At 48.6% G+C, this 20,708-nt stretch carries 16 protein-coding genes and 7 pseudogenes; 17 read left to right on the top strand and 6 right to left on the bottom strand.

Annotation, left to right across the window (positions count from 1 at the left end; genetic code table 11):
- Window position 1: 1 nt before the first annotated feature.
- From JCM17471_RS08095 to JCM17471_RS08080, 4 genes and pseudogenes are all read left to right on the top strand, one after another.
- A pseudogene (locus tag JCM17471_RS08095) lies at window positions 2-858 on the top strand (sugar ABC transporter permease).
- 107 nt (window positions 859-965) lie between these two features.
- Window positions 966-3,217 (top strand): annotated as a pseudogene (locus JCM17471_RS08090) (glycoside hydrolase family 65 protein).
- A gap of 95 nt (window positions 3,218-3,312) precedes the next feature.
- A pseudogene (pgmB, locus tag JCM17471_RS08085) lies at window positions 3,313-3,983 on the top strand (beta-phosphoglucomutase).
- Between the two features lie 14 nt (window positions 3,984-3,997).
- On the top strand, window positions 3,998-5,281 hold the full coding sequence (locus JCM17471_RS08080) for an alpha-amylase family glycosyl hydrolase (protein WP_054777480.1): 1,284 nt from the start codon (window positions 3,998-4,000) through the stop codon (window positions 5,279-5,281).
- A 300-nt stretch (window positions 5,282-5,581) separates the two neighbouring features.
- Here the strand turns inward: JCM17471_RS08080 and rpiA are convergent.
- A pseudogene (rpiA, locus tag JCM17471_RS08075) lies at window positions 5,582-6,270 on the bottom strand (ribose-5-phosphate isomerase RpiA).
- Window positions 6,271-6,352: 82 nt separating this feature from the next.
- Complete coding sequence (locus tag JCM17471_RS08070; RefSeq protein ID WP_054777479.1) at window positions 6,353-6,646, bottom strand: GNAT family N-acetyltransferase; 294 nt, start codon at window positions 6,644-6,646, stop codon at window positions 6,353-6,355.
- A gap of 182 nt (window positions 6,647-6,828) precedes the next feature.
- On the opposite strand from JCM17471_RS08070, the pseudogene JCM17471_RS08065 reads away from it, so the two are divergent.
- From JCM17471_RS08065 to JCM17471_RS08050, 4 genes and pseudogenes are all read left to right on the top strand, one after another.
- Window positions 6,829-7,365, top strand: a pseudogene (locus JCM17471_RS08065) (dCTP deaminase/dUTPase family protein).
- A gap of 21 nt (window positions 7,366-7,386) precedes the next feature.
- Window positions 7,387-8,760: a DNA repair protein RadA gene (gene radA, locus JCM17471_RS08060; protein ID WP_054777478.1), complete on the top strand. Its 1,374-nt coding sequence runs from the start codon at window positions 7,387-7,389 to the stop codon at window positions 8,758-8,760.
- A gap of 192 nt (window positions 8,761-8,952) precedes the next feature.
- Window positions 8,953-10,013 (top strand): annotated as a pseudogene (locus tag JCM17471_RS08055) (PIN/TRAM domain-containing protein).
- Window positions 10,014-10,079: 66 nt separating this feature from the next.
- Window positions 10,080-10,841 carry a CPBP family intramembrane glutamic endopeptidase gene (locus tag JCM17471_RS08050; protein ID WP_054777477.1) on the top strand — a complete coding sequence of 254 codons (762 nt, stop codon included), beginning with the start codon at window positions 10,080-10,082 and terminating at the stop codon, window positions 10,839-10,841.
- A 76-nt stretch (window positions 10,842-10,917) separates the two neighbouring features.
- Here JCM17471_RS08050 and JCM17471_RS08045 read toward each other — a convergent pair whose 3' ends face one another.
- The gene (locus JCM17471_RS08045; RefSeq protein ID WP_054777476.1) at window positions 10,918-11,262 is read right to left on the bottom strand and encodes a TM2 domain-containing protein; all 345 of its coding nucleotides are present in this window, start codon (window positions 11,260-11,262) and stop codon (window positions 10,918-10,920) included.
- A gap of 169 nt (window positions 11,263-11,431) precedes the next feature.
- Between JCM17471_RS08045 and gltX the strand changes: the two genes are divergently transcribed.
- The 9 genes from gltX to crcB all read left to right on the top strand — a co-directional run bounded on the left by gltX (window position 11,432) and on the right by crcB (window position 18,203).
- Window positions 11,432-12,922, top strand: coding sequence for a glutamate--tRNA ligase (gene gltX / locus JCM17471_RS08040; RefSeq protein ID WP_054777475.1), 1,491 nt, complete (start codon window positions 11,432-11,434; stop codon window positions 12,920-12,922).
- 373 nt (window positions 12,923-13,295) lie between these two features.
- Window positions 13,296-13,463 carry a hypothetical protein gene (locus JCM17471_RS14075; protein WP_156321647.1) on the top strand — a complete coding sequence of 56 codons (168 nt, stop codon included), beginning with the start codon at window positions 13,296-13,298 and terminating at the stop codon, window positions 13,461-13,463.
- A 63-nt stretch (window positions 13,464-13,526) separates the two neighbouring features.
- Complete coding sequence (gene cysS, locus JCM17471_RS08035) at window positions 13,527-14,933, top strand: cysteine--tRNA ligase (RefSeq protein ID WP_054777474.1); 1,407 nt, start codon at window positions 13,527-13,529, stop codon at window positions 14,931-14,933.
- Complete coding sequence (locus tag JCM17471_RS08030; RefSeq protein ID WP_054777473.1) at window positions 14,930-15,370, top strand: Mini-ribonuclease 3; 441 nt, start codon at window positions 14,930-14,932, stop codon at window positions 15,368-15,370. The genes cysS and JCM17471_RS08030 overlap by 4 nt, the downstream gene beginning before the upstream one ends.
- Window positions 15,327-16,193 (top strand): 23S rRNA (guanosine(2251)-2'-O)-methyltransferase RlmB, encoded by an 867-nt coding sequence (gene rlmB / locus JCM17471_RS08025; RefSeq protein ID WP_147660984.1) that lies wholly within the window; start codon window positions 15,327-15,329, stop codon window positions 16,191-16,193. Before JCM17471_RS08030 ends, rlmB begins: the two co-directional genes overlap by 44 nt.
- A 2-nt stretch (window positions 16,194-16,195) precedes the next feature.
- Complete coding sequence (locus JCM17471_RS08020; protein ID WP_054777472.1) at window positions 16,196-16,732, top strand: YacP-like NYN domain-containing protein; 537 nt, start codon at window positions 16,196-16,198, stop codon at window positions 16,730-16,732.
- Window positions 16,733-16,838: 106 nt separating this feature from the next.
- Complete coding sequence (locus JCM17471_RS08015; protein ID WP_054777471.1) at window positions 16,839-17,369, top strand: sigma-70 family RNA polymerase sigma factor; 531 nt, start codon at window positions 16,839-16,841, stop codon at window positions 17,367-17,369.
- A gap of 83 nt (window positions 17,370-17,452) precedes the next feature.
- Complete coding sequence (locus JCM17471_RS08010; protein WP_054777470.1) at window positions 17,453-17,854, top strand: fluoride efflux transporter FluC; 402 nt, start codon at window positions 17,453-17,455, stop codon at window positions 17,852-17,854.
- Complete coding sequence (crcB, locus tag JCM17471_RS08005) at window positions 17,847-18,203, top strand: fluoride efflux transporter CrcB (RefSeq protein ID WP_054777469.1); 357 nt, start codon at window positions 17,847-17,849, stop codon at window positions 18,201-18,203. Before JCM17471_RS08010 ends, crcB begins: the two co-directional genes overlap by 8 nt.
- A gap of 468 nt (window positions 18,204-18,671) precedes the next feature.
- On the opposite strand, the pseudogene JCM17471_RS08000 reads toward crcB, so the two are convergent.
- The 3 genes and pseudogenes from JCM17471_RS08000 to JCM17471_RS07990 form a co-directional block, all read right to left on the bottom strand.
- A pseudogene (locus JCM17471_RS08000) lies at window positions 18,672-19,646 on the bottom strand (polyprenyl synthetase family protein).
- A 4-nt stretch (window positions 19,647-19,650) separates the two neighbouring features.
- Window positions 19,651-20,193 (bottom strand): Gx transporter family protein, encoded by a 543-nt coding sequence (locus tag JCM17471_RS07995; RefSeq protein ID WP_054777468.1) that lies wholly within the window; start codon window positions 20,191-20,193, stop codon window positions 19,651-19,653.
- Window positions 20,190-20,627, bottom strand: a complete 438-nt coding sequence (locus tag JCM17471_RS07990) for a NusG domain II-containing protein (protein ID WP_404820127.1) — start codon at window positions 20,625-20,627, stop codon at window positions 20,190-20,192. The genes JCM17471_RS07995 and JCM17471_RS07990 overlap by 4 nt, the downstream gene beginning before the upstream one ends.
- Window positions 20,628-20,708: the final 81 nt, after the last annotated feature.

The raw sequence follows: 20,708 nt of genomic DNA, 5'->3' as shown, positions 1-20,708 counted from the left end.
TATGAACTCATATCATGCAAAACGGCGCCTATCGTTAGTCTTGCGTTACCTGCTTCTCACGTTACTAGCCGTTATCTGGCTGTTTCCAATCGTTTGGATTATTCTTGCCAGCTTCTCCTATAACGATACCGGTTTCGTTTCAACGATTTGGCCCGAACAATTCACACTCAGTAACTACACCGGCATTTTGAACAATCCACAGTATCCATTCCTGGATTGGATTCGCAATACATTCCTGGTTTCCATCGTTTCAATGATTCTGTCGACCTTCGTGACCATCACGGTGGCTTATGCGCTGTCTCGGTTACGGTTCGCCTTCAGAAAGCCATTCTTACAGATTGCCCTTGTGTTGGGGATGTTTCCCGGCTTCATGTCGATGATCGCCTTGTACTACATCCTGAAGTCATTCAATATGTTGAACCTGGCCGGCTTAACTCTGGTCTATGTCGGGGGTGCTGGACTCGGTTTCTACATCGCCAAAGGATTCTTTGACACCATTCCCGTCGCGCTCGATGAAGCGGCCGAAATCGATGGGGCAACCAAGTTCCAATCCTTTATCCACATTGGGTTACCCATGTCTCGGCCAATGATTGTCTACACGGCATTGATGGCCTTCATGGGTCCTTGGATTGACTTTATCTTCTCAGGTATTATCCTGTCATCTTCAGGGAATCCCAAGACCTACACCATCGCGTATGGTTTGTACAATATGGTGCACAGTTCAAAAGGCGCATCGACCACATTCTTCACGCAATTCATTGCGGGTGTGTGATCATCGCGATCCCAATCACTGTCTTATTCATCATCATGCAACGGTTCTATGTTAACGGGATTACTGCAGGTGCTGATAAGGGTTAAGAATTTGCTCCAGCGAAGGACCTGTGCTGTGCGAGTGGCGCAGGTTCTTTTTTTAAATCAGAAATGAAACCGCTATTTGGATTAAATGAGAGAGAGGCAGACGGATCATGAAACGAATTTTTGAAATCGATCCCTGGATTGTGAAAACACACGAACTGGATGTCGAGAACAAGCGACTCCAAGAAAGTATCACCGCCATCGGTAATGGCTACATGGGCATGCGGGGCAACTTTGAAGAAGGTTACTCAGGCGACACACTTCAGGGGACTTATCTGGGCGGTGTTTGGTTTCCAGACAAGACCCGTGTGGGATGGTGGAAGAACGGTTATCCGGAATATTTCGGCAAGGCCATCAATGCACCAGCGTTCAATCACATCGGCATCACTGTGAATGGCGAGAAGATTGATCTGGCCACCAGCAAATTCACGGACTTCTACTTAGCACTCGATATGCACCAGGGATTGTTGACTCGTAGTTACGTCTATCATGGCCACGATGCCGCCATCAAATTCACCTTTGAACGCTTTTTGAGCAATGCGGTGCAAGAAGCGGCACTGTTTAAGGTCTCCGTTGATGTCCTTGAGGGTCACGCCGACATTCAATTTGATGCGAGCCTCGATGGTAATGTGGTTAATGAGGACAGCAACTATGATGAACAGTTCTGGCAGGCGCTGGAAGAGAATCCCGTGGCGCACAGCATCACCATGGAAACCATTCCTAATCCGTTCAAGGTACCTCAATTCACTGTGACCTTGGCGCAACACCTGCAACTCAATGGCCAAGACGTGAGGGCGTTCTCACAACGGCTAGTGGTACGCTGAATGAAACAGTGACAACACGCCTCGATGCGGGTGAACACAGTGATTTGGTCAAGAGTGTCGTCGTGGTTACCAGTCGCGATATTGAACCAGAACATCAAGTGGAGCGCGTGAGTCAATTATTGGACGGCGTTGTTGCCGCCGGATTTGACGAGTTGCTGAATCAGCAGACCGCTATCTGGGCCGATCGGTGGGCGACCAGCGATGTCGTGATTGATGGCGATGACGCGGCACAACAGGGCATTCGCTTCAACATCAGTCAGTTGTTCATGACCTATTATGGTGATGATCCGCGCTTAAACGTCGGACCAAAGGGGTTTACTGGTGAAAAATACGGTGGCGCGACTTATTGGGATACCGAGGCCTACATTGTGCCGATGTATCTGGCCGTCACCAAGCCTGAGGTGACACATGCGCTGTTACAGTATCGCCATGACCAATTACCCGGTGCTTTCCACAACGCACAGCAGCAGAACCTTGCGGGCGCTCTGTACCCCATGGTGACCTTCAATGGGATTGAAGCCCACAACGAATGGGAAATCACCTTTGAAGAAATTCACCGGAACGCCGCGATTGCATTTGCGATTTATCAATACACGGCTTATACGGGTGATGACACCTACGTCAATACAGACGGTATTGAGGTGTTGGTTGCGATTGCGCGCTTCTGGGCCGATCGAGTGCACTTCAGTCAAAATGCCGGTAAGTACATGATTCATGGTGTCACCGGCCCCAATGAATATGAGAACAACGTCAACAACAACTGGTACACCAATACCATGGCGAGTTGGGTGCTCGAGTACACCCTCGAGCGGTTACCAAAGGCCAATGGGGCTGTGCTTGCCAAATTGGCCGTCAGCGATGACGAACAGGCGCATTGGCAAGATATCATCGATCGGATGTATTTCCCAACCGATGAGAAGCGCGGTATTTTCGTTCAGCACGATACTTTCCTCGATAAGGATTTGCGGCCAGCCGCTTCCATTCCCGCTGATCAGCGGCCAATCAACCAGCACTGGTCATGGGATCGTATCTTGCGCTCACCATTCATCAAGCAAGCGGATGTGTTACAGGGCATCTACTTCCTGAACAATCGCTTCACCATGGCGCAAAAAGAAGCCAACTTTGATTTCTATGAACCGATGACGGTGCATGAATCCTCGCTGTCGGCCTCCATCCATGCGATTTTGGCTGCGGAACTGGGTAAAGTGGACAAAGCGGTTGAACTCTATGCACGAACGGCCCGGCTTGATCTCGACAACTACAACAACGATACCGACGATGGCTTGCACATCACGTCGATGAGTGGCAGCTGGTTAGCCATCGTTCAAGGATTCGCTGGCATGCGCTATAACGACACACAATTATCCTTCAAACCCTTCTTGCCTTCGACGTGGACGCACTACGCGTTTAAGATGAACTATCGTGGCCGGGTGTTGGCCATCGATGTGGCCGACACCACGACAATCAAATTGGTCGCGGGTGAGCCGATCACCGTTCTGGTCAATGACAAACCCGTTCGTTTGGAAGTCGAAGCATAGGCAAAACTGCTGGTAATGTGTAGAATGTGAGTGGGTGCGAATCCGGTTTCAAACCGAACACTCACCGTAGTTACCTAAGCAGAGGAGGAATTATTGTGTTAAAAGGTTTTGTATTCGATCTCGATGGTGTGATCACCGATACCGCGCGTTACCACTATGAAGCGTGGAAGCACGTTGCTCAAGAAGAAGCGGGGATTACCATTAATGAGTCCGTCAATGAGCAGTTGAAGGGCTTATCCCGCATGGATTCATTAGAAACAATTTTAAAGTTTGGCCACAAGGAGAACCGCTATACGGACACAGAAAAAGCGGTGATGGCCTCTGAAAAAATGATTATTATCTGAAATTGATCAAGAACATGACCCCAAAAGACATCTTGCCTGGGATGAAGGATTTCTTAAAAGCATTGCATGAAGCGGGTTATAGGGCATCGATTGCTTCTGCTTCTAAGAATGCGCCAACGATTATTGACCGTTTAGGCTTGACCACAAGTTTTGACGGGATTGTCGATCCTTCCTTGTTGAAGAAGGGCAAGCCCGATCCCGAAATCTTTGAACGCGCTGCGGAGCTGTTGCAGTTTGATAACAGTGAAGTCGTGGGGTTGGAAGACGCCTCAGCAGGAATCGCTGGGATCAATGCGGCCGGCCAATTCTCAGTCGGTATTGGCGACAAGACGATTCTGAAAGACGCTGATTTGATTTTCCCATCCACAGCAGATGTCGATTTGAAGGCCATTGAAAAGGCATTTAACGACCAAAATAACTAGAAGAGGATGTTAGTATGGCAACGACAACAAAACTGGCGGTGCGGCAACAATTGATCTATTCCGTCTTTGTACGGAATCACACAAAAGCTGGTACATTCCAAGCACTCGAGGCTGATTTGCCTCGCATTAAGGCACTCGGCACGGATTATGTTTGGCTTTTGCCCATCCATCCCATTGGGGTCACCAAGCGCAAGGGCGATTTGGGCTCACCCTATGCGATTAAAGACTATCGCGCAATTAATCCCGAGTATGGGAGCATGGCGGACTTTGAACACCTAGTTGATGCGATTCACGCGCAGGGGATGAAGGTGATGCTCGATGTTGTCTACAATCACACCAGTCCTGACAGTGTTCTCGCAACCAGTCATCCGGAATGGTTCTATCAGAATGCGGATGGTTCATTGCGCAACAAGGTCGGCGATTGGTCCGATGTGGCCGATCTCGATTATCGCCAACACGACTTATGGGCGTACCAGATCGACACGCTGACCTACTGGGCACAGTTTGTGGACGGTTATCGCTGTGATGTGGCGCCGCTGGTACCCACCGCATTTTGGGAAGCTGCTCGTGACGCTGTGGCACAGGTCAAACCTGATTTTCTGTGGCTGGCTGAATCTGCCGGTGATGACTTCATCGCTGAATTGCGGCACCAGGGCTACTTTGCGGCGAGTGATGGTGAAATCTTCAACGCCTTTGACATCAGTTACGACTATGATGTGTATGGGCTGTGGCAAGATGTGATTAACGGCAAGGCACCGTTGCGCGATTACGTGGCTGCCTTGACGCACCAGGATGTTGCGTTTCCTGCTAATTATGCCAAGTTACGTTTCTTAGAGAATCATGATCAAGAACGGGCGCACGGCCAAATTGAAAATATCGCGCAGCTCAAGGCGTGGTTAGCCTTCAGTTATTTTGAACGAGGGACCACCTTGTTATATGCGGGCGAGGAATTCGGCTTGCGTCACACACCGAGTCTCTTTACCAAAGATACGTTGGCGACAACGCCAGAGGTGGATCTCACGACGTACTTACAGACACTGCAACCTTTGTTACGGCATCCACTGCGTGAGGCGGATGATTATCAGCTGACAAGTGCTGGCCATGATGATGTGTTGGTCGTGAGCTACACGCGTGACGATCATGCGTTGATTGGGATTTTTCCGGTGATGGGGCAGGCGGCCAATGTGCCGGTTGCACTTGCGGATGGCGATTATCGTGATTTCCTGAGTGGACAAACTGTTGCCGTCGTAGATGGTATGGTGGGCGTGCACGCGACGAGCATGGTGCTCGAAAGCTAGCCAAAACAAAAAGGCCTGAGCTAACCCAATTGGGTCGGCTCAGGCCTTTGTTTTGATGCATGAGATTGATTAGACACGTGCTCTAAACGTGCTCACCCACACTGCCTGTTCCGCCTAACAAAAACTAGCGCCAATTGCATAAACCGCATTTTAGCGCTAGTACTCGATTGTTAAGCGGGACTTGTCACGCTCTAAACGCGTTCCAAAAGGCAAAACACTCCGGTTAGCTCATCTTTGGCGAACCCACAAACCGGCTTCTGCCAAAGATATTGCTAATCCTCATGTTTTAACCGCCTTTTGTCACGCTCTTTTTGCTTCCAGAATCTTAGGCCCGTCTTGTGTGCCTACGACCACGGTATTAACGATGTCGAGGAAAAGTCCGTGTTCGAGCAAACCAACTTGACTGATTAACCAGTTGGCTAACAGATGTGGATGGTCAATGTGCCCCATGTACAAGTCGATGACGTAATTATCGGAATGTGTTTTCACACGTTCGCCGTCATCATTTAAGCGGAACTTAGGATTGAGCCCTTCGTTCTGGAGTCGATCGAATACTTTGGTACTCCCATAAGGAATCACTTCAAGTGGCAGTGGGAACTTGCCCAGTGTGTCGACCAATTTGGTTTCATCCACAATCCAAATATTCTTGGTTGAACTTGTTGCAACAACCTTCTCAAAGGCATGAGCAGCACCGCCGCCCTTGATTCCTTGGAAGTTCTTGTCGACTTCATCAGCACCATCGATAGTGAGATCGACATGTGGCACCTCGTCGATTGTCTTCATCGGGATACCCAGAGACTTGGCCTGCTTGCCTGTTCGCTTGCTGGTCGCAACACCTGTGATATGTAACCCTTCTTCTTGTACACGCTTGGCGATTGCTTCAACCAAAAAGTTACGGTTGAGCCAGTGCCTAAGCCGACGATCATGCCGTCTTCAACGAATTCTGCTGCTTTAATTGCTGCAGTCTTTTTGAGCTCATTTTGATCCATTGCCACAAGTCACGCATCCTTTTCCTCAAATTAATTTTATTATACCTAATTTCCGAACGAAAAACGGGTTTATGGCGAAATTTTAAGAGAGACCGCTTCCTTTACGCCAAATATCGGCGTACTCGGGGTGCGTCTCGAAGGAATGCACGGCATAAGTGCACAGTGGCTGGATCATTTTGTGTTCCGCACGGGCTTTTTGGACGACGGCATCGACCAATTGCGCGGCGATACCTTGCCCGCGCAAGCTCTCGTCAACAAAGGTGTGATCGATGCTATAGGCGGTGTCATCAGCGATTGATTGGAAGGTGATTTCGGCGAGTAGTTGATGTTCGGGATTTTCGAGATAGAAACGTCCTGGTTCTGATAAAAATTCCATATTGGCCTCCTCAAAGTTGATATCTTCAGTCTAACAGTATTGGCGATGAATGGGCAAAGCTATCGGTTGGCACAGCTTTGAATATATTTAACCCTAAAAACGCTTACAAGTAAAGCTCTGAGCATGGTCGGCAAACGGTTTCCGTGGTATGATTATCTGTACCATAAATAAGGAGGGCAAGCATGGCAATTCGCGGTTTTGAAGTGGTCTCGACGTACAAGGAACAAGACATCACATTGCCCACACGCCAAACCAAACAGGCGGCGGGTTATGATTTTATGCACGGGAGGATTTCGTGCTCAAAAGTGTTTGGCGTTACAACTTTATTCGGTTATTCCGGCTCATCAAGAATGAACATCCACTGACTGAAAGTGATTTTAAGCGCGCTAGTAAGACGCTGAAACCACAATTGGTGCCAACTGGTGTGAAGGCGTATATGCAACCAGATGAAATGCTGGTGTTGGCTAACCGCTCGAGCAATCCATTGAAGCGAGGTTTGATTCTGCCCAATGGGATTGGCATTGTGGATGCAGATTATTATAACAACGACGATAACGAGGGTGAGATTTTTCCAATTGGTGAATCTCAGCCCCAAAGATATGATTATTCGAAAAGGCGAACGTATCGGCCAAGGCATTTTTATGCCATTCTTAAAGGCCGATAACGATTCTGCGTTGGACCAAGTGCGCAAGAGCGGCTTTGGTTCGACAGGCAAGTAAACATCGCGTTAAGGGGGACCAATGGCGAAAAGTAAAACACAATATGTCTGCCAAAACTGTGGCTACATCTCCGCGAGCTATTTAGGGCGCTGCCCAAATTGTGGTGCGTGGAACACACTGGTCGAAGAAACGATTACGGCAGCTAAGGTCGCAGCCACACCACGGACAACAACCGCTGGTGCCAAGGTGCAACCACAAAAGCTGACCGACGTGACCATTACCAAAGAAACACGGGTTAAGACCAAACTCAACGAACTCAACCGCGTCTTGGGTGGCGGGGTTGTGCCTGGGTCATTAATTCTGATCGGTGGCGATCCCGGTATCGGGAAATCCACACTGCTGCTACAGGTTTCAGGGCAACTCGCTCAAACCGGTGGCAAGGTGTTGTATGTCTCCGGGGAAGAAAGTGCCAGTCAAATCAAGATGCGCGCGGGCCGATTGCATGTCGGCGATTCTGGCATGTATCTGTATCCTGAAACGGATATGCCAAGTATTCAACAGGCCATCGATGACCTCACACCTGATTACGTGATTATTGATTCGGTGCAGACGATGAATGTGCCCGATATGAACTCAGCGGTGGGTTCTGTGGCGCAGATTCGTGAAGTGACCGCGGAACTGATGCGGATTGCTAAGTCCAATCAGATTACGATCTTTATCGTGGGTCACGTCACCAAGGACGGCGCAATTGCGGGACCAAAGATTCTCGAACACATGGTGGATACCGTGCTGTACTTTGAAGGAGACATGCATCACACCTACCGTATTCTGCGTTCGGTTAAGAATCGATTCGGCTCAACGAACGAAATCGGTATCTTCGAAATGCATCAAGCGGGGCTCGAGGAAGTCGCAAATCCATCCGAGATTTTCTTAGAGGAACGATTAGCGGGTGCCACAGGTTCGGCGGTGGTGGTCTCGATGGAAGGGACGCGGCCGATTCTGGTTGAAATTCAGGCACTGATTTCACCAACCATGTATGGGAACGCCAAGCGCACCAGTAGCGGGCTGGATCACAATCGAGTTAGCCTGATTATGGCGGTGCTCGAGAAGCGGGCCAGCTTGATGTTACAGAATCAAGATGCGTATCTCAAAGCCACCGGTGGGGTGAAACTCGATGAACCCGCGATTGACCTCGCCATGGCTGTTGCGATTGCTTCTTCCTATCGTGACCAAGAGATTTCACCGACCGATTCATTTGTGGGTGAAATTGGTTTGACCGGTGAAGTGCGCCGGGTCAATCGGATTGAAGATCGCATCAAGGAAGCTGCTAAGTTGGGCTTCAAGCGCATCTTCGTGCCAAAGAATAACTTACATGGTTACGATGACATTCCAAAAGACATCCAAGTCATTGGGGTGACGAGTGTTGCCGAGGCGCTGCACAAAGTCTTTAATTAGGTCGCATAATCGGACCTTAGCCGTAGGTGAATGATTAGCGCTAGATTTAGAATGAAGCATGTTCAAAAATGGTTGCGGCATGACTGGCGGTTGTGTCGCAACCGCATTACATATCAGATCCATGAGAGGAGGAAAGACGATGCAAAAAGAATTGTGAGTTTAATTTTTGGCTTGATTGGGATCGGTGTCGGGATGGCTGTCATGCCCCCGTTCTGGTTAGCAATCGGCTTCAACAATACCTGGTTAACATCCCCACTGATTAATGCAATTATTGGTGCGATTATCTTTTTGATTTTGGGGGAAATGGCGTCAGGCTGGATTCTGAAACAACTCAAACGGGCGGAGACCTTCTTGACCAAGCAGTCACCGAGTTATCTGCTGTTTGGGAGTATCTCAACGATTATCGGATTGGTGTTAGCGGCGATTTTGTCCTTGCCACTGTATAGCTTACCGATTCCAGGACTGAACGTGATTTTGCCGATTGTTCTGATGTTGATTTTGGTTACTTAGGGTTTCGTGTCGGGACCACACGGCGGGAGGAATGGCGCAAATTATTGACCATTCGTCGCCGCAATAGTGAAGAAGATGGCAATGCCGAGAAGGTCTTGGAACGTCGGGCGGATGAGAATTACCGCAAATACAAGATTCTTGATACCAGCGTGATCATCGATGGCCGGGTGCAAGCGATTGCCAAGACCGGCTTCATCGAAGGAACACTGCTCGTGCCTAATTTTGTCTTACACGAGCTGCAACTGATCTCTGATTCCGCCGATTCTGTTAAACGCAGTCGAGGTCGCCGCGGTTTAGACATCTTGAACGCGATGCAAGAAGATCCCGATATCAATATCGAGATGTACGACGGTGACTTTGAAGACTTGACGGAAGTTGATGGTAAGCTGATCAAGCTCGCCAAATTACTCGACGGGGTTGTGGTCACCAATGACTTTAACCTGAATAAGGTCAGTCAATTTCAAAATGTGCCTGTTTTCAATATCAATGAACTGGCGAATGCCTTGAAGCCTGAGATGTTACCAGGCGAGGGCATGCGTGTCACCGTTATCAAGTCTGGGACTGAGCGTCAACAAGGGGTCGCTTATCTTGAGGATGGCACAATGGTCGTTGTTGAAGATGGTCAATACTACATGAACAAGCCATTGGACGTTGTGGTCACCAGCGCGCTGCAAACGGCTGCCGGGCGGATGATTTTTGCCAAACCTGCCCATCAACAGAAATCACTGAAAGGTAAAGACTAGTCAAGACACTTTAATTGCAAAAATGCTGTGAAGAAGGCATGATAATTGTTGTTTGGAGGGGATTTCATGCAAGAACAACGATTTTTCTTGGAACGCCGTCAAAATCGTGGCAATATGCCACTGGTTGACGACGCACCACTTTCAGCATCACGACTATTAGGTCTATTAGTCGGTATTATTGTCATTGCGCTAGTCTATGCACTGCCACAGACATGGGTGACAAATAGCACCCCAGTCGCCATGACGTATGTGATTCAATTCATTTCTTCGGTTCTGCCGTTATTACTGTTTGTTGCTCTTTTTCGGTACGGTGCAAAAGAATCGATGACTAAGCTCTATAAGCGGCTCAAGTGGCGCGATTTGGGCTTTGGGCTCGTGATGACGATTTTGAGCTTGATTTATTCAACTGTCATGGGATTGCTGCTAAAGGGTCAAACGGCTCCCAATGGTGCTGTGGTTGCCATGAAGGGTGTCGGCGAGTCCCGCATCGTGTCCTATTTCATTACTAATGAAATTATCTCAATCCTAAATTTGATGATTGAGGAACTGCTCGCTGTCAGCTTCTTCCTGGTACTCAGCGCCTTGGTGATGCAGCATATGCACGCTTCACGCAATGCAGGTATCTGGTGGGGACTTATTGGGTCGATGATATTCTTCGGTATGATTCATTTCGTTGCGTATGATTGGCATATCTTGCAGATGCTTCTGGTGATTGGCGTAGGTCGAATTTTTGATACTGGGATGTACATTCGGACCAAGAATATTTGGATCTCGTACATTTTCCACTTCCTATGGGATTCGATTCTGTTCTTCACCTCTGTATTCTAGGTCAAAAACAAAACAGGAGCTTGTGACAACCCAAACGGGTGATGTCACAGGCTCCTGTTTTTGCCTATCTTTGATTTTAGTATTCGAGTTTGCGATTAGCCACGATACGAGCAGTGGCCTCTTCGCGAATGGCATTATTGATGGCATTGACCTTGCCATAAGTGGTGAACAGGTCGATCACGTTCCAGACCCACACAATTGCGAGAAAAATAAAACCGATCAGAATCCATGACGTTGCCCAGCCAGCAATTGCCAAACCCAACATGGTAAAGCCGCCGCGCTTGTCATCCAAATACAAACGATGAATGCCAAATCCCCATAAGACAATCAATAATAAGTAAGCGACAAGCATGGATTTGCCACGTGTCTGAACCTCACTGTTGATGGCGGTAATTTCTTCAGGACTAAGATTTTGTTGCATCAAATCACTCCTCCAGGACGCGTGAACGCGCCGCTTTTGAAACCAGTATACCCGAAATGCTTAAGACTTGCTGATACAAACGCTGATAAACGCGATTAAATCGTGAAAGCAAGGACTGAATGTGGTACACTATCACTGCATTGTTTAATGAAAATGGAGGCGTAATGCATTGGCAGATCGACCAATTCGGGTGCGCTATGCACCAAGTCCTACTGGGCATTTACACATCGGGAACGCGCGGACAGCTTTATTTAACTATCTGTTCGCTCGTCACAACAACGGTACTATGGTATTGCGGATCGAAGACACCGATACCAAGCGCAATATTGAAGACGGCGAAAAGAGCCAAATCGATAACTTGCACTGGTTAGGCATTGATTGGGATGAAGGTCCCGACAAGCCCGGGGAATTCGGCCCATACCGTCAGTCTGAACGTAAAGATATCTACTTACCACTCATCCAACAATTGGTGGACGAAGGTAAGGCTTACGAATCTTACAAGACTGAAGAAGAGCTCCAAGCAGACCGCGAAGCACAGCAAGAACGCGGCGAAATGCCTCACTACGAATATGAATATGCTGGAATGACGGAAGAAGAAAAGGCAGCCAAGATTGCGGACGCAAAGGCCAAGGGCTTGACACCTGTTATTCGTTTCCACATTCCAGAAGACAAAGTTTACGAATGGAATGACATTGTTAAGGGCGACATCAGCATCGAAGCCAAAACCATTGGTGGCGACTTCGTTATCTTGAAGCGCGATGGCATGCCAACTTATAACTTTGCCGTGGTTGTGGATGATCACATGATGCAAATCAGTCACGTCTTACGTGGTGATGACCATATCGCAAACACACCTAAGCAATTGGCCGTTTATGATGCCTTTGGTTGGGAAGCACCAACATTTGGTCACATGACCTTAATTATCAATGGGGATACCGGTAAAAAGTTATCCAAGCGTGACGAATCAGTGCTTCAATTCATCGAACAATATCGTGAATTGGGGTACTTACCAGAAGCGATGTTTAACTTCATTACGTTATTGGGCTGGTCGCCAAAGGGTGAAAGTGAAATCTTCTCTAAGAAGGAATTCATTGATCAGTTTGATCCAAAACGTCTGAGCAAGAGCCCAGCACGTTTTGACAACAAGAAGCTTGAATGGGTCAACAACCAGTACGTGAAGAAGGCTGATCCTAACGAATTGATGAGCCTGTCCTTGGCCAACTTGGTTCAAGATGGCTTGTTACCAGCTGATCCCGACGCGATGACCGTTGAATGGGCACGCCAATTGATCAGCCTGTACACCGACCACATGAGTTATACCGCCCAAATTTCTAAGTTAGCAGATATCTTCTTCATCGAACCAGGTGATTTGGATGAAGATGAACTGAAGGAACTCGCTGATCCATCAGCGCCTCAAGTTCTGGAAGCATTCGCTGACAAGATTAAGGCATTGGACAACTTCACTGCTTACTCAATCAATCAAATTGTGAATGACGTGAAGACCGAAACTGGCGTCAAGGGCCGCAAGCTCTATATGCCAATTCGGATTGCCGCAACTCGGCAAATGCACGGGCCTCAACTTGCTGAAACCATCGAATTGATGGGCCGCAAGAAGACCTTGGCAAACATCAACTTTGTCTTGGATGCCATCAAGGCTTAATGACGAATAACGCAACATGATTTCGAAGGAGCTGTGACAAAACACAATTGTTTTGTTGCGGCTCCTTTTGTCACAAGTGAAGGCTCGATTGTTACCTGAGACTTATCGCACTCAAAACGTGCTCACCCACACTGCCTGTTCCGCCTAACCAGCCTCCTGACAATCGTCAAAACCACGATTGCTTCGTGAGTCTCGTTAGTGCTCACAGCCAAGTCGTGTGGGTTCGCACTCTAAACATGCTCTAAGTCTCAACAATCTCCGCCTAACCTGCTTTCCGCTCATGGCAAAAACCGCCATGCGGCGTAAAGCCCGTTAGTGCTCGATTGTTACCCGAGACTTATCGCATTCTCCACTCTCTAGGAGGTAGAAAACTATGCGTACTGGTCGTTATCGCATTATTATGGGCATCATCATGATTTTCTTATTGGCCTTCATTGTTCCCTTGTCTCGTGGACAACTGCATTTCAATGTGCCGGCCGTGATTCTGCTCATCATGCTGGTGGGATTGAGTGTCGCTTATTGGCGCAGATTCCGTCGCTAATACTTTATAAACCGCCGAAATTCCGGTATGATACGTTTAGAACGCTCAGAAAGGAAGACCGCAATGTTACAAGTTTACAATACCCTGACGCGGCAAAAAGAACCGTTTAAGCCACTCGTTCCTGGCGAGGTGCATATGTATGTCTGTGGACCAACCGTCTACAACTACATTCATATCGGTAATGCGCGCAGTGCCATCGCTTTTGACACCATTCGGCGCTATTTTGAATATCGTGGTTATGACGTGACCTATGTCTCCAACTTTACGGATGTGGATGACAAGATCATTAAAGCGGCCAATGAGAATCATGAAGAACCGCTCGAACTGGCGGATCGCTTCATTGACGCTTTCATGGAAGATACCAAGGCAATCGGCATCCAAAAGGCCACGGTGAATCCACGCGCCAGCCAGATGATTCCAGAAATCTTGGACTTTGTCAGCGACCTGATTGCAAAAGGTTACGCGTATGCGGTCGATGGTGATGTTTACTATCGCGCCCGTAAGTTCCCGGATTACGGTGAACTGTCTCATCAAAATATTGACGAGCTTGAACAAGGGGCCAGCCAACACATCAATGATGAAGAAACACAACGCAAGGAAGATCCGATTGATTTTGCACTCTGGAAGGCTGCAAAGCCGGGCGAAATCTCTTGGGATTCACCTTGGGGCGCGGGCCGTCCAGGCTGGCATATCGAATGCTCAGTGATGAGTACCACATTGCTCGGCAATACGATTGACATTCATGGCGGTGGGCAAGACCTTGAATTCCCACATCATGAGAATGAAATTGCACAGTCCGAAGCCAAAACAGGCCAAAAGTTTGCCAACTACTGGATGCACAATGGCTTTGTGACCATTGGTGACGACGATCAGAAGATGAGTAAGTCACTCGGTAACTTCATTACGGTGCACGACATCATTAAGACTGTTGATCCCATGACATTGCGGTTCTTCATGGCATCGACACAGTATCGCAAGCCAATCCGTTATTCAGAAGCGAACCTGAAGGATGCAGAGAACAACTTGAATCGGCTCAAAATCGCGCGTGATAATTTGAGCTATCGCTTGAGTCAAGCGACTGCGGGTGCTGATGCAGCCATTGATCAGCAGCTCGATGAATTGGAAACCCGATTCGTCACAGAGATGGATGATGACATCAATGTTCAAAATGGTTTGAGTGTCTTATACGACCTGACCAAGTTGATGAACGAATACGCCAACGCGGAAACCGTCAAAACGGATGCGATTACCGCGATGTTGGACAAGCAGGCAGCGTGGTTACAGATTTTTGGCATTCAGTTTGACGTGCAACAATTGCTCGACAGTGATGTTGAAGACTTGATTCGCCAACGTGACGAAGCCCGCGCCAACAAGGATTTTGCGATGAGTGATCAGATTCGCGATCAATTGGCCAATCAAGGTATTATTTTGGAAGACACAGCAAACGGAACGAGGTGGCGTCGCGCATGATCAGTCCCAATCAACTCAATGGTATTGCACTGGCCTATTTAGGCGATGCCGTGTATGAAGTGTTTATCCGGCAAAACCTGCTCAATCGTGGGATTGTTCGGCCAAACCAATTGCAAAAAGCCGCAACAGCATATGTCTCTGCCAAGGCCCAAGCGGCTTTGATCAAAGGTATGCAGGAAGCGGAATTGTTGACGCAAGATGAAATCGATGTCTTTCAACGCGGTCGCAATGCCAAGAGTTACACCCACGCCAAGAATACTGACGTGGTGACATATCGCTTTTCAACGGGGTTTGAAGCCCTGTTTGGTTACTTACAACTCACACAACAAACAGAACGCATTGCGCAGCTCGCGCAATGGTGTATCGATTATGTCGAAGAAGGAGGCACAGGTCATGGTCAAACCCGACCGCAACAATCGTCCAGCACGCAAAAATGATCGTAAACACCCAGTGCGCGGCGACAACAATGACACGGATCGCGGCAATGCGAATCGCCGTGTCGAAGCGAACGAAGAAGAACAAACCGATTTTGTCTTTGGTCGCCATGCCGTGATGGAAACCCTGAAAACCGGGGATCAACAATCCATCAATAAGGTCTTTGTTCAAAATGATTTGAACAGTGACGCGATTCATGATTTGGTGAAATTGGCCAAGTCGAAGAAATTGATTGTCAGTCAAGTGCCAAAGTCGCGCTTGGATTTACTGAGCGACGATGGCAATCACCAGGGGATTATGGCCGCCATTGCGCCGTATTCCTATGCGACAATTGATGATTTATTTGAAGTCGCTAAGGCAAAGAACGAAGAACCATTCTTCCTGATCTTAGATAACTTAGAAGATCCCCATAACTTGGGCTCAATCATGCGGACGGCCGATGCAGTGGGTGTGCATGGAATTATTATTCCAAAGCACCGCGCAGTCGGCTTGACCAGTACCGTGGCGAAAACCAGTACCGGTGCGATTGAACACGTTAAGGTGGCACGGGTCACGAACTTGGCTTCAACCATTAAGATTTTGAAGGAACGTGGGATGTGGATCTTCGGAACGGCTATGGATGGCCAGGACTACCGAACATGGGATGCCAGCGGGTCAACGGCATTAGTGATCGGTAATGAAGGTAAAGGCATTTCACCAGGGGTTGCCAAGTTGATGGATGCCACGATGACGATTCCAATGGTCGGTCACGTGCAGAGTTTGAATGCCAGTGTTGCGGCAGGCGTATTAATGTATCAAGCCTTTACTAGCCGCCAAGGTGACTAGTCATGAAAAATCAGATTATGATTGTCGATGGCTACAACGTGATTGGCAACTGGCCCGAGTTGGCCAAGTTAAAGGCCGAAGATCATTTTGATGTAGCACGCGATCGCTTGCTGGATGTTCTGGCCGAATATCGCAGTTATGAAGATCGCCAAATCATTGTGGTTTTTGATGCGATGTACGTGCCTGGCATGGGCAAGAGCTTTGCCAAGTGGGATCTCGATGTGATTTTTACCAAAGAAGATCAGACTGCCGATAGCTACATCGAACAGTTGGCACAAAAGCTGAATACGCATCTGAATCAGTTGACGGTGGTCACCAGTGATCAGGCAGAGCAGTGGACGATTTTCTCCCGCGGTGCCCTGCGGATCTCATCGCGTGAATTTCTGCAAGAAGTCTTGCGGGCGCGCGCCGAATTCAATCAGGCCACGCCGGCTTTTGCCAGTCAAGCAGAACGCCGCAATGTGCCTTGGGATACCAGCCAGTTACTGATGCTTGAAAAGATGCGCCGCAAGCTCGAAAAGCGGCCAAAGTACAAGTAAGATTGGTGCGCTAGACGACTTCAAAAAATAGAACTTGCGTTCGCTAGTTTTTGTAAGCACTTCAGCATACAATAAGCGTGTCAATTATCCTGCGGAAGGAGTTGCCATGACGATTGGTGCTGAAACGCTCATTCAACGTGCCTCGCAGGATTCCAATGCATTTGAACAACTCTTTAAGCAATATATGCCACTTGTTGGCAAAGTGATCAAGACGTATCATCTGCGCAACTATACGCGCGATGATTGGTTACAGGAAGCTCGGATTGCGATGCTCAAGGCAGTCGAGCATTTCGATGGCAGTCAGGGTTCGCAATTCGGTGCCTATTACAAAATGGTCTTGGTCTCGCATATTCGTTCGTTGCTGCGGAAGCAATTTGCACAGAAGCGGACGGTGGATAAACAATATGTCTTGGCTGATGTCCCCATTCTTGAGGCATTTCAGCAGGACTTAGTGCGAGGCGATACCGTGACGGTGACGCTGAATGCGGAGCTAGCCGATTTCTTTGCGGATTTGTCACCAACAGAACAAACCGCGCTCAATGCGTTGTTGCATCCAGCCCAGGAGACAACGACGGGGCCGGCGCGCAATGTGGTGCAACGTATCCGCAAGAAAATGATGCGCTATCTCTATGAATGACTGTATGACAGTAAGTGAAGTGAGTTAACAAGAGGATGAACGCCGATGGGTGAGCATCCTTTTTTGAGTTAGGGGGAAGGCAAATGCGTTATCGGCAATTTGAAGTTGATTATCGCGTCTTATTGGCAGTGTTTGTGTTTGGGATGTTGGGTGGCTTGGCCCGTTATGGGATTGGTTTGGCCTTGCCCAGTTACTTTGGAACGTTGACCGTTAATCTAATTGGCAGTTTCTTTTTGACGCTGATTCTGTATTGGCTGGGACCTGTGTTTGCCTTGCCAACGTGGGCATTGACTGGTGTCGGCACAGGTTTTGTGGGTGCCTTCACCACTTTTTCGACTTTCAGCTTAGAGACATGGACGCTGTTGCAGCAGGATTTTTGGTGGGGCGTCGCCTATCTGAGCGTGAGCTTGGTTGGCGGACTCACCATGGCGATACTGGGCTATCTGCTAGCCAAACGATTGACGAGGGGGCGTTTCGATGATTGATATGCTTCTCGTGGCATTAGGTGCGGGTACCGGTGCTGTCGGTCGTTATCTCTTGAGTCAGGTTGGCAAAATGTATCACTTTAACTTTCCTTGGGCGACCTTCGTGACTAACTTGAGTGGGACTTTCATCATTGGTTTGCTCACCGGGCTCAGTCTGAGTCAGGGCTGGCATCTGGCGCTGGTGACTGGCTTCTGCGGTGGCTTCACGACATTTTCGACCTTCAACGCTGAACTGGTGATTCTATTGCGCGATCATCAAACCGCACGGGCCATGGTTGATCTGTTGGCGAGTGTCATTGCTGGGGTGATGCTGCTCATTGTTGGCTTGTGGTTGGGCCAGTCGCTCTAAGTACATACAGGAAAAAAATAAGCTATCACCAAACTCGTTTGAGGGTTGATGATAGCTTATTTTGTTGGCGCAAAGCCTGTTAGTACTCGATTGCTAACCAGGGCTTGTCGAAACATAAACGTGCTCCCAAAGGCAAAACACTCCGGTTAGCGCATCTTTGTCGAATCCACAAACCGGATTCTGTCAAAGATATTGCTAATCCTCATGTTTTAACCGCCTTTTGTCACACTCTCAACGTGATCACCCACACTGCCTGTTCCGCCTAACAAAAACAAGCGGCAATTGCACAAATCGCAATTTACCGCTTGTTCCGTTAGTGCTCACAGCCAAAACGTGTGAGTTCGCACTTTAAACGCGTTCCCAAAGACTGAGAATTCCGGTTAACTCGCACTTCTTCAAATCCTAAACCCAGGATTTAAAATCGGTGCCCGTTAATCCTCATTCTCACCCGTCTTTTGTCACGCTCTGCTACACATTTCTATTCAGCAGTGCCGCCGTGAGTTGGTGCAACGTTTGGCGGGCTGGCATGTCTGGCAGTTTATCGATGGCTTTGAGTGCCTTGTTTGTGTACTCAGCAGCCATGTCACGGGCTTGGTCGACACCACCGGCCGCATGGACCCGGGCAACCACTTCAGCGGTCTCAGCGTCTGTCATGGCTGTTTGTTTTTGAAGCAGGACCTTAATCTGTGGATCCTGGTTCATCCCAAAATCAGTGGCGCTGAATAGACGCCTTGACGCATGTCATTGTGGACGGGTTTGCCGATTGTATCGGTGTTACTCGTGTAGTCCAGAATGTCATCGAGCAATTGAAAGGCGATGCCAATGTTCAGGCCGATTTTTTCACTGTTGCGTGAGAAGCGAAGTGACTGGCCGCTTTCATAGGCGCCGATGAAGCTACTCAACGCGAATAATTGTCCGGTTTTGCCACTCACTTGTTTGAGATACTGGTCGATTGTCATATCCAAGTGATAACGGGTGGCCATCTGTGCGAGTTCGCCATTCAAAATATCGGCCATGCTCTTGCCGTCTTGCTGGACACTGCGCAGGGAGCTGGCGTAATTGGACAATAACTGGAAGCAAACGACGAAGAGATAATCCCCCGGCATAGACCGCGGTGGGGAGGTCAAATTGCGTTTGAATCGTAGTCACACCCCGGCGAATCGGTGATTGATCGATGACATCATCATGAATCAAAGTCGCCGTGTGTAGCGTCTCAATCGCAGCTGCGAGCGCAATCATTTTGGAACGGTCAGTTGGCTTAAACTGTGAGAAGAGCAGGCAGTAGGCGGGGCGTAACAACTTGCCTCCTGCATTGATCAAGTCGAGAATGGCCGCGTTGACGGGCTGATTGTCCGTTTTAATCTGTTGTTGAATCAGTTCGAGGGTCGCCTGTAACTCCGGCTGTAGATCAGGATAGGTGGCCCACATGGGATGAATCTGCATAAGTTTACTCCTTTAATCGGGTGTAGCGAAGTCGTTGTAGCGTATCGACGTGCTCAAAGAGAAAGTTAGCGGCAATCCCCACCGCAATCCCTGACAAGATGCCCATAAAGGCGAGAACAGGCAGATAAAGCATGACGGTCCAGCTGCCAGCGATGGCGCTAGCGACCACCAATTGACCGACGTTATGTAGAATCCCACCTGCTGCAGAGATACCGATCATGCTGACGCGTTTTTCTCCCAGTTGCATGATTAGGAGCATGCCTAACCAACTGAGAAAAGCACCGGCAGAACTGTAGAGAAATGTCGATAGTGTGCCACCCAGCAAAGTTGTGAGCAGCAGTCGCAGTAACATCAAGAAGAAACTATCGGGGACTGACATCGTGAATAGTGAGACGATTGTGATCAGATTCGCGAGCCCTAGCTTGGCACCAGGCGCAAAGGCAAAAGGGAACGGAATCATCCGTTCGAGTAACCCGATGATGACGCCTTGCGCACAGAGCAACGCGATATAGATATATTGCCGGGTTCGGCTTTGTGTTGAACTCATTCTGTGACGAGACCTCCATCCTGGCTCCCAGAACTCGCATTAATCTGGACGAGCAGTTTATGTGGCAAACACACGATTGATTCACCGGCGTGGCTGATTTCACCCTTGCGGACACAGACTTGGTCCTGACAATTTGCCTCGGTAATCGCAATTTTGTCGTCGGTCGCGACGATTTCGTTCCATTCATCGCCGTCCTTGAAACGGTAGCGTGTGGTGCCCTTGTGATTGGTGAGTTTGAGTCGATAGATTTCTTTACCGTCATGTTTGACGATAGCCGTGAGTACGCGATTAGGTTCGCCTTGGTTGGCTTGATGCTCGTGATACGCGAAGACGCCATAGGGAATGAACGCGCCAATCATCAATAGGCCAACAATAATCCAGTCGAAGGGCCGAATCATTTTGAGGTATTTTTTAAGTCCTGTTGTTTGCACAATATCGCTCCGTTCAATAAAAAGGTTCTGGAGCAAGTTTACCCCAGAACCTCGTCACTCACAACGGACCAAGGTGGAATTACC

This window comes from Lacticaseibacillus saniviri JCM 17471 = DSM 24301 (assembly GCF_001311785.1).
GTDB classification, from domain to species: Bacteria; Bacillota; Bacilli; order Lactobacillales; family Lactobacillaceae; genus Lacticaseibacillus; species Lacticaseibacillus saniviri.
This window is presented reverse-complemented; position numbering and strand designations above follow the sequence as displayed.

Coding starts and splice junctions, on each gene's coding strand:
- JCM17471_RS08080 (WP_054777480.1), top strand. CDS start 3,998: ATGGCAACGACAACAAAACTGGCGGTGCGGCAACAATTGATCTATTCC.
- JCM17471_RS08070 (WP_054777479.1), bottom strand. CDS start 6,646: ATGGAATTTTTATCAGAACCAGGACGTTTCTATCTCGAAAATCCCGAA.
- radA (WP_054777478.1), top strand. CDS start 7,387: ATGGCGAAAAGTAAAACACAATATGTCTGCCAAAACTGTGGCTACATC.
- JCM17471_RS08050 (WP_054777477.1), top strand. CDS start 10,080: ATGCAAGAACAACGATTTTTCTTGGAACGCCGTCAAAATCGTGGCAAT.
- JCM17471_RS08045 (WP_054777476.1), bottom strand. CDS start 11,262: ATGCAACAAAATCTTAGTCCTGAAGAAATTACCGCCATCAACAGTGAG.
- JCM17471_RS14075 (WP_156321647.1), top strand. CDS start 13,296: ATGCGTACTGGTCGTTATCGCATTATTATGGGCATCATCATGATTTTC.
- cysS (WP_054777474.1), top strand. CDS start 13,527: ATGTTACAAGTTTACAATACCCTGACGCGGCAAAAAGAACCGTTTAAG.
- JCM17471_RS08030 (WP_054777473.1), top strand. CDS start 14,930: ATGATCAGTCCCAATCAACTCAATGGTATTGCACTGGCCTATTTAGGC.
- rlmB (WP_147660984.1), top strand. CDS start 15,327: ATGGTCAAACCCGACCGCAACAATCGTCCAGCACGCAAAAATGATCGT.
- JCM17471_RS08020 (WP_054777472.1), top strand. CDS start 16,196: ATGAAAAATCAGATTATGATTGTCGATGGCTACAACGTGATTGGCAAC.
- JCM17471_RS08015 (WP_054777471.1), top strand. CDS start 16,839: ATGACGATTGGTGCTGAAACGCTCATTCAACGTGCCTCGCAGGATTCC.
- JCM17471_RS08010 (WP_054777470.1), top strand. CDS start 17,453: ATGCGTTATCGGCAATTTGAAGTTGATTATCGCGTCTTATTGGCAGTG.
- crcB (WP_054777469.1), top strand. CDS start 17,847: ATGATTGATATGCTTCTCGTGGCATTAGGTGCGGGTACCGGTGCTGTC.
- JCM17471_RS07995 (WP_054777468.1), bottom strand. CDS start 20,193: ATGAGTTCAACACAAAGCCGAACCCGGCAATATATCTATATCGCGTTG.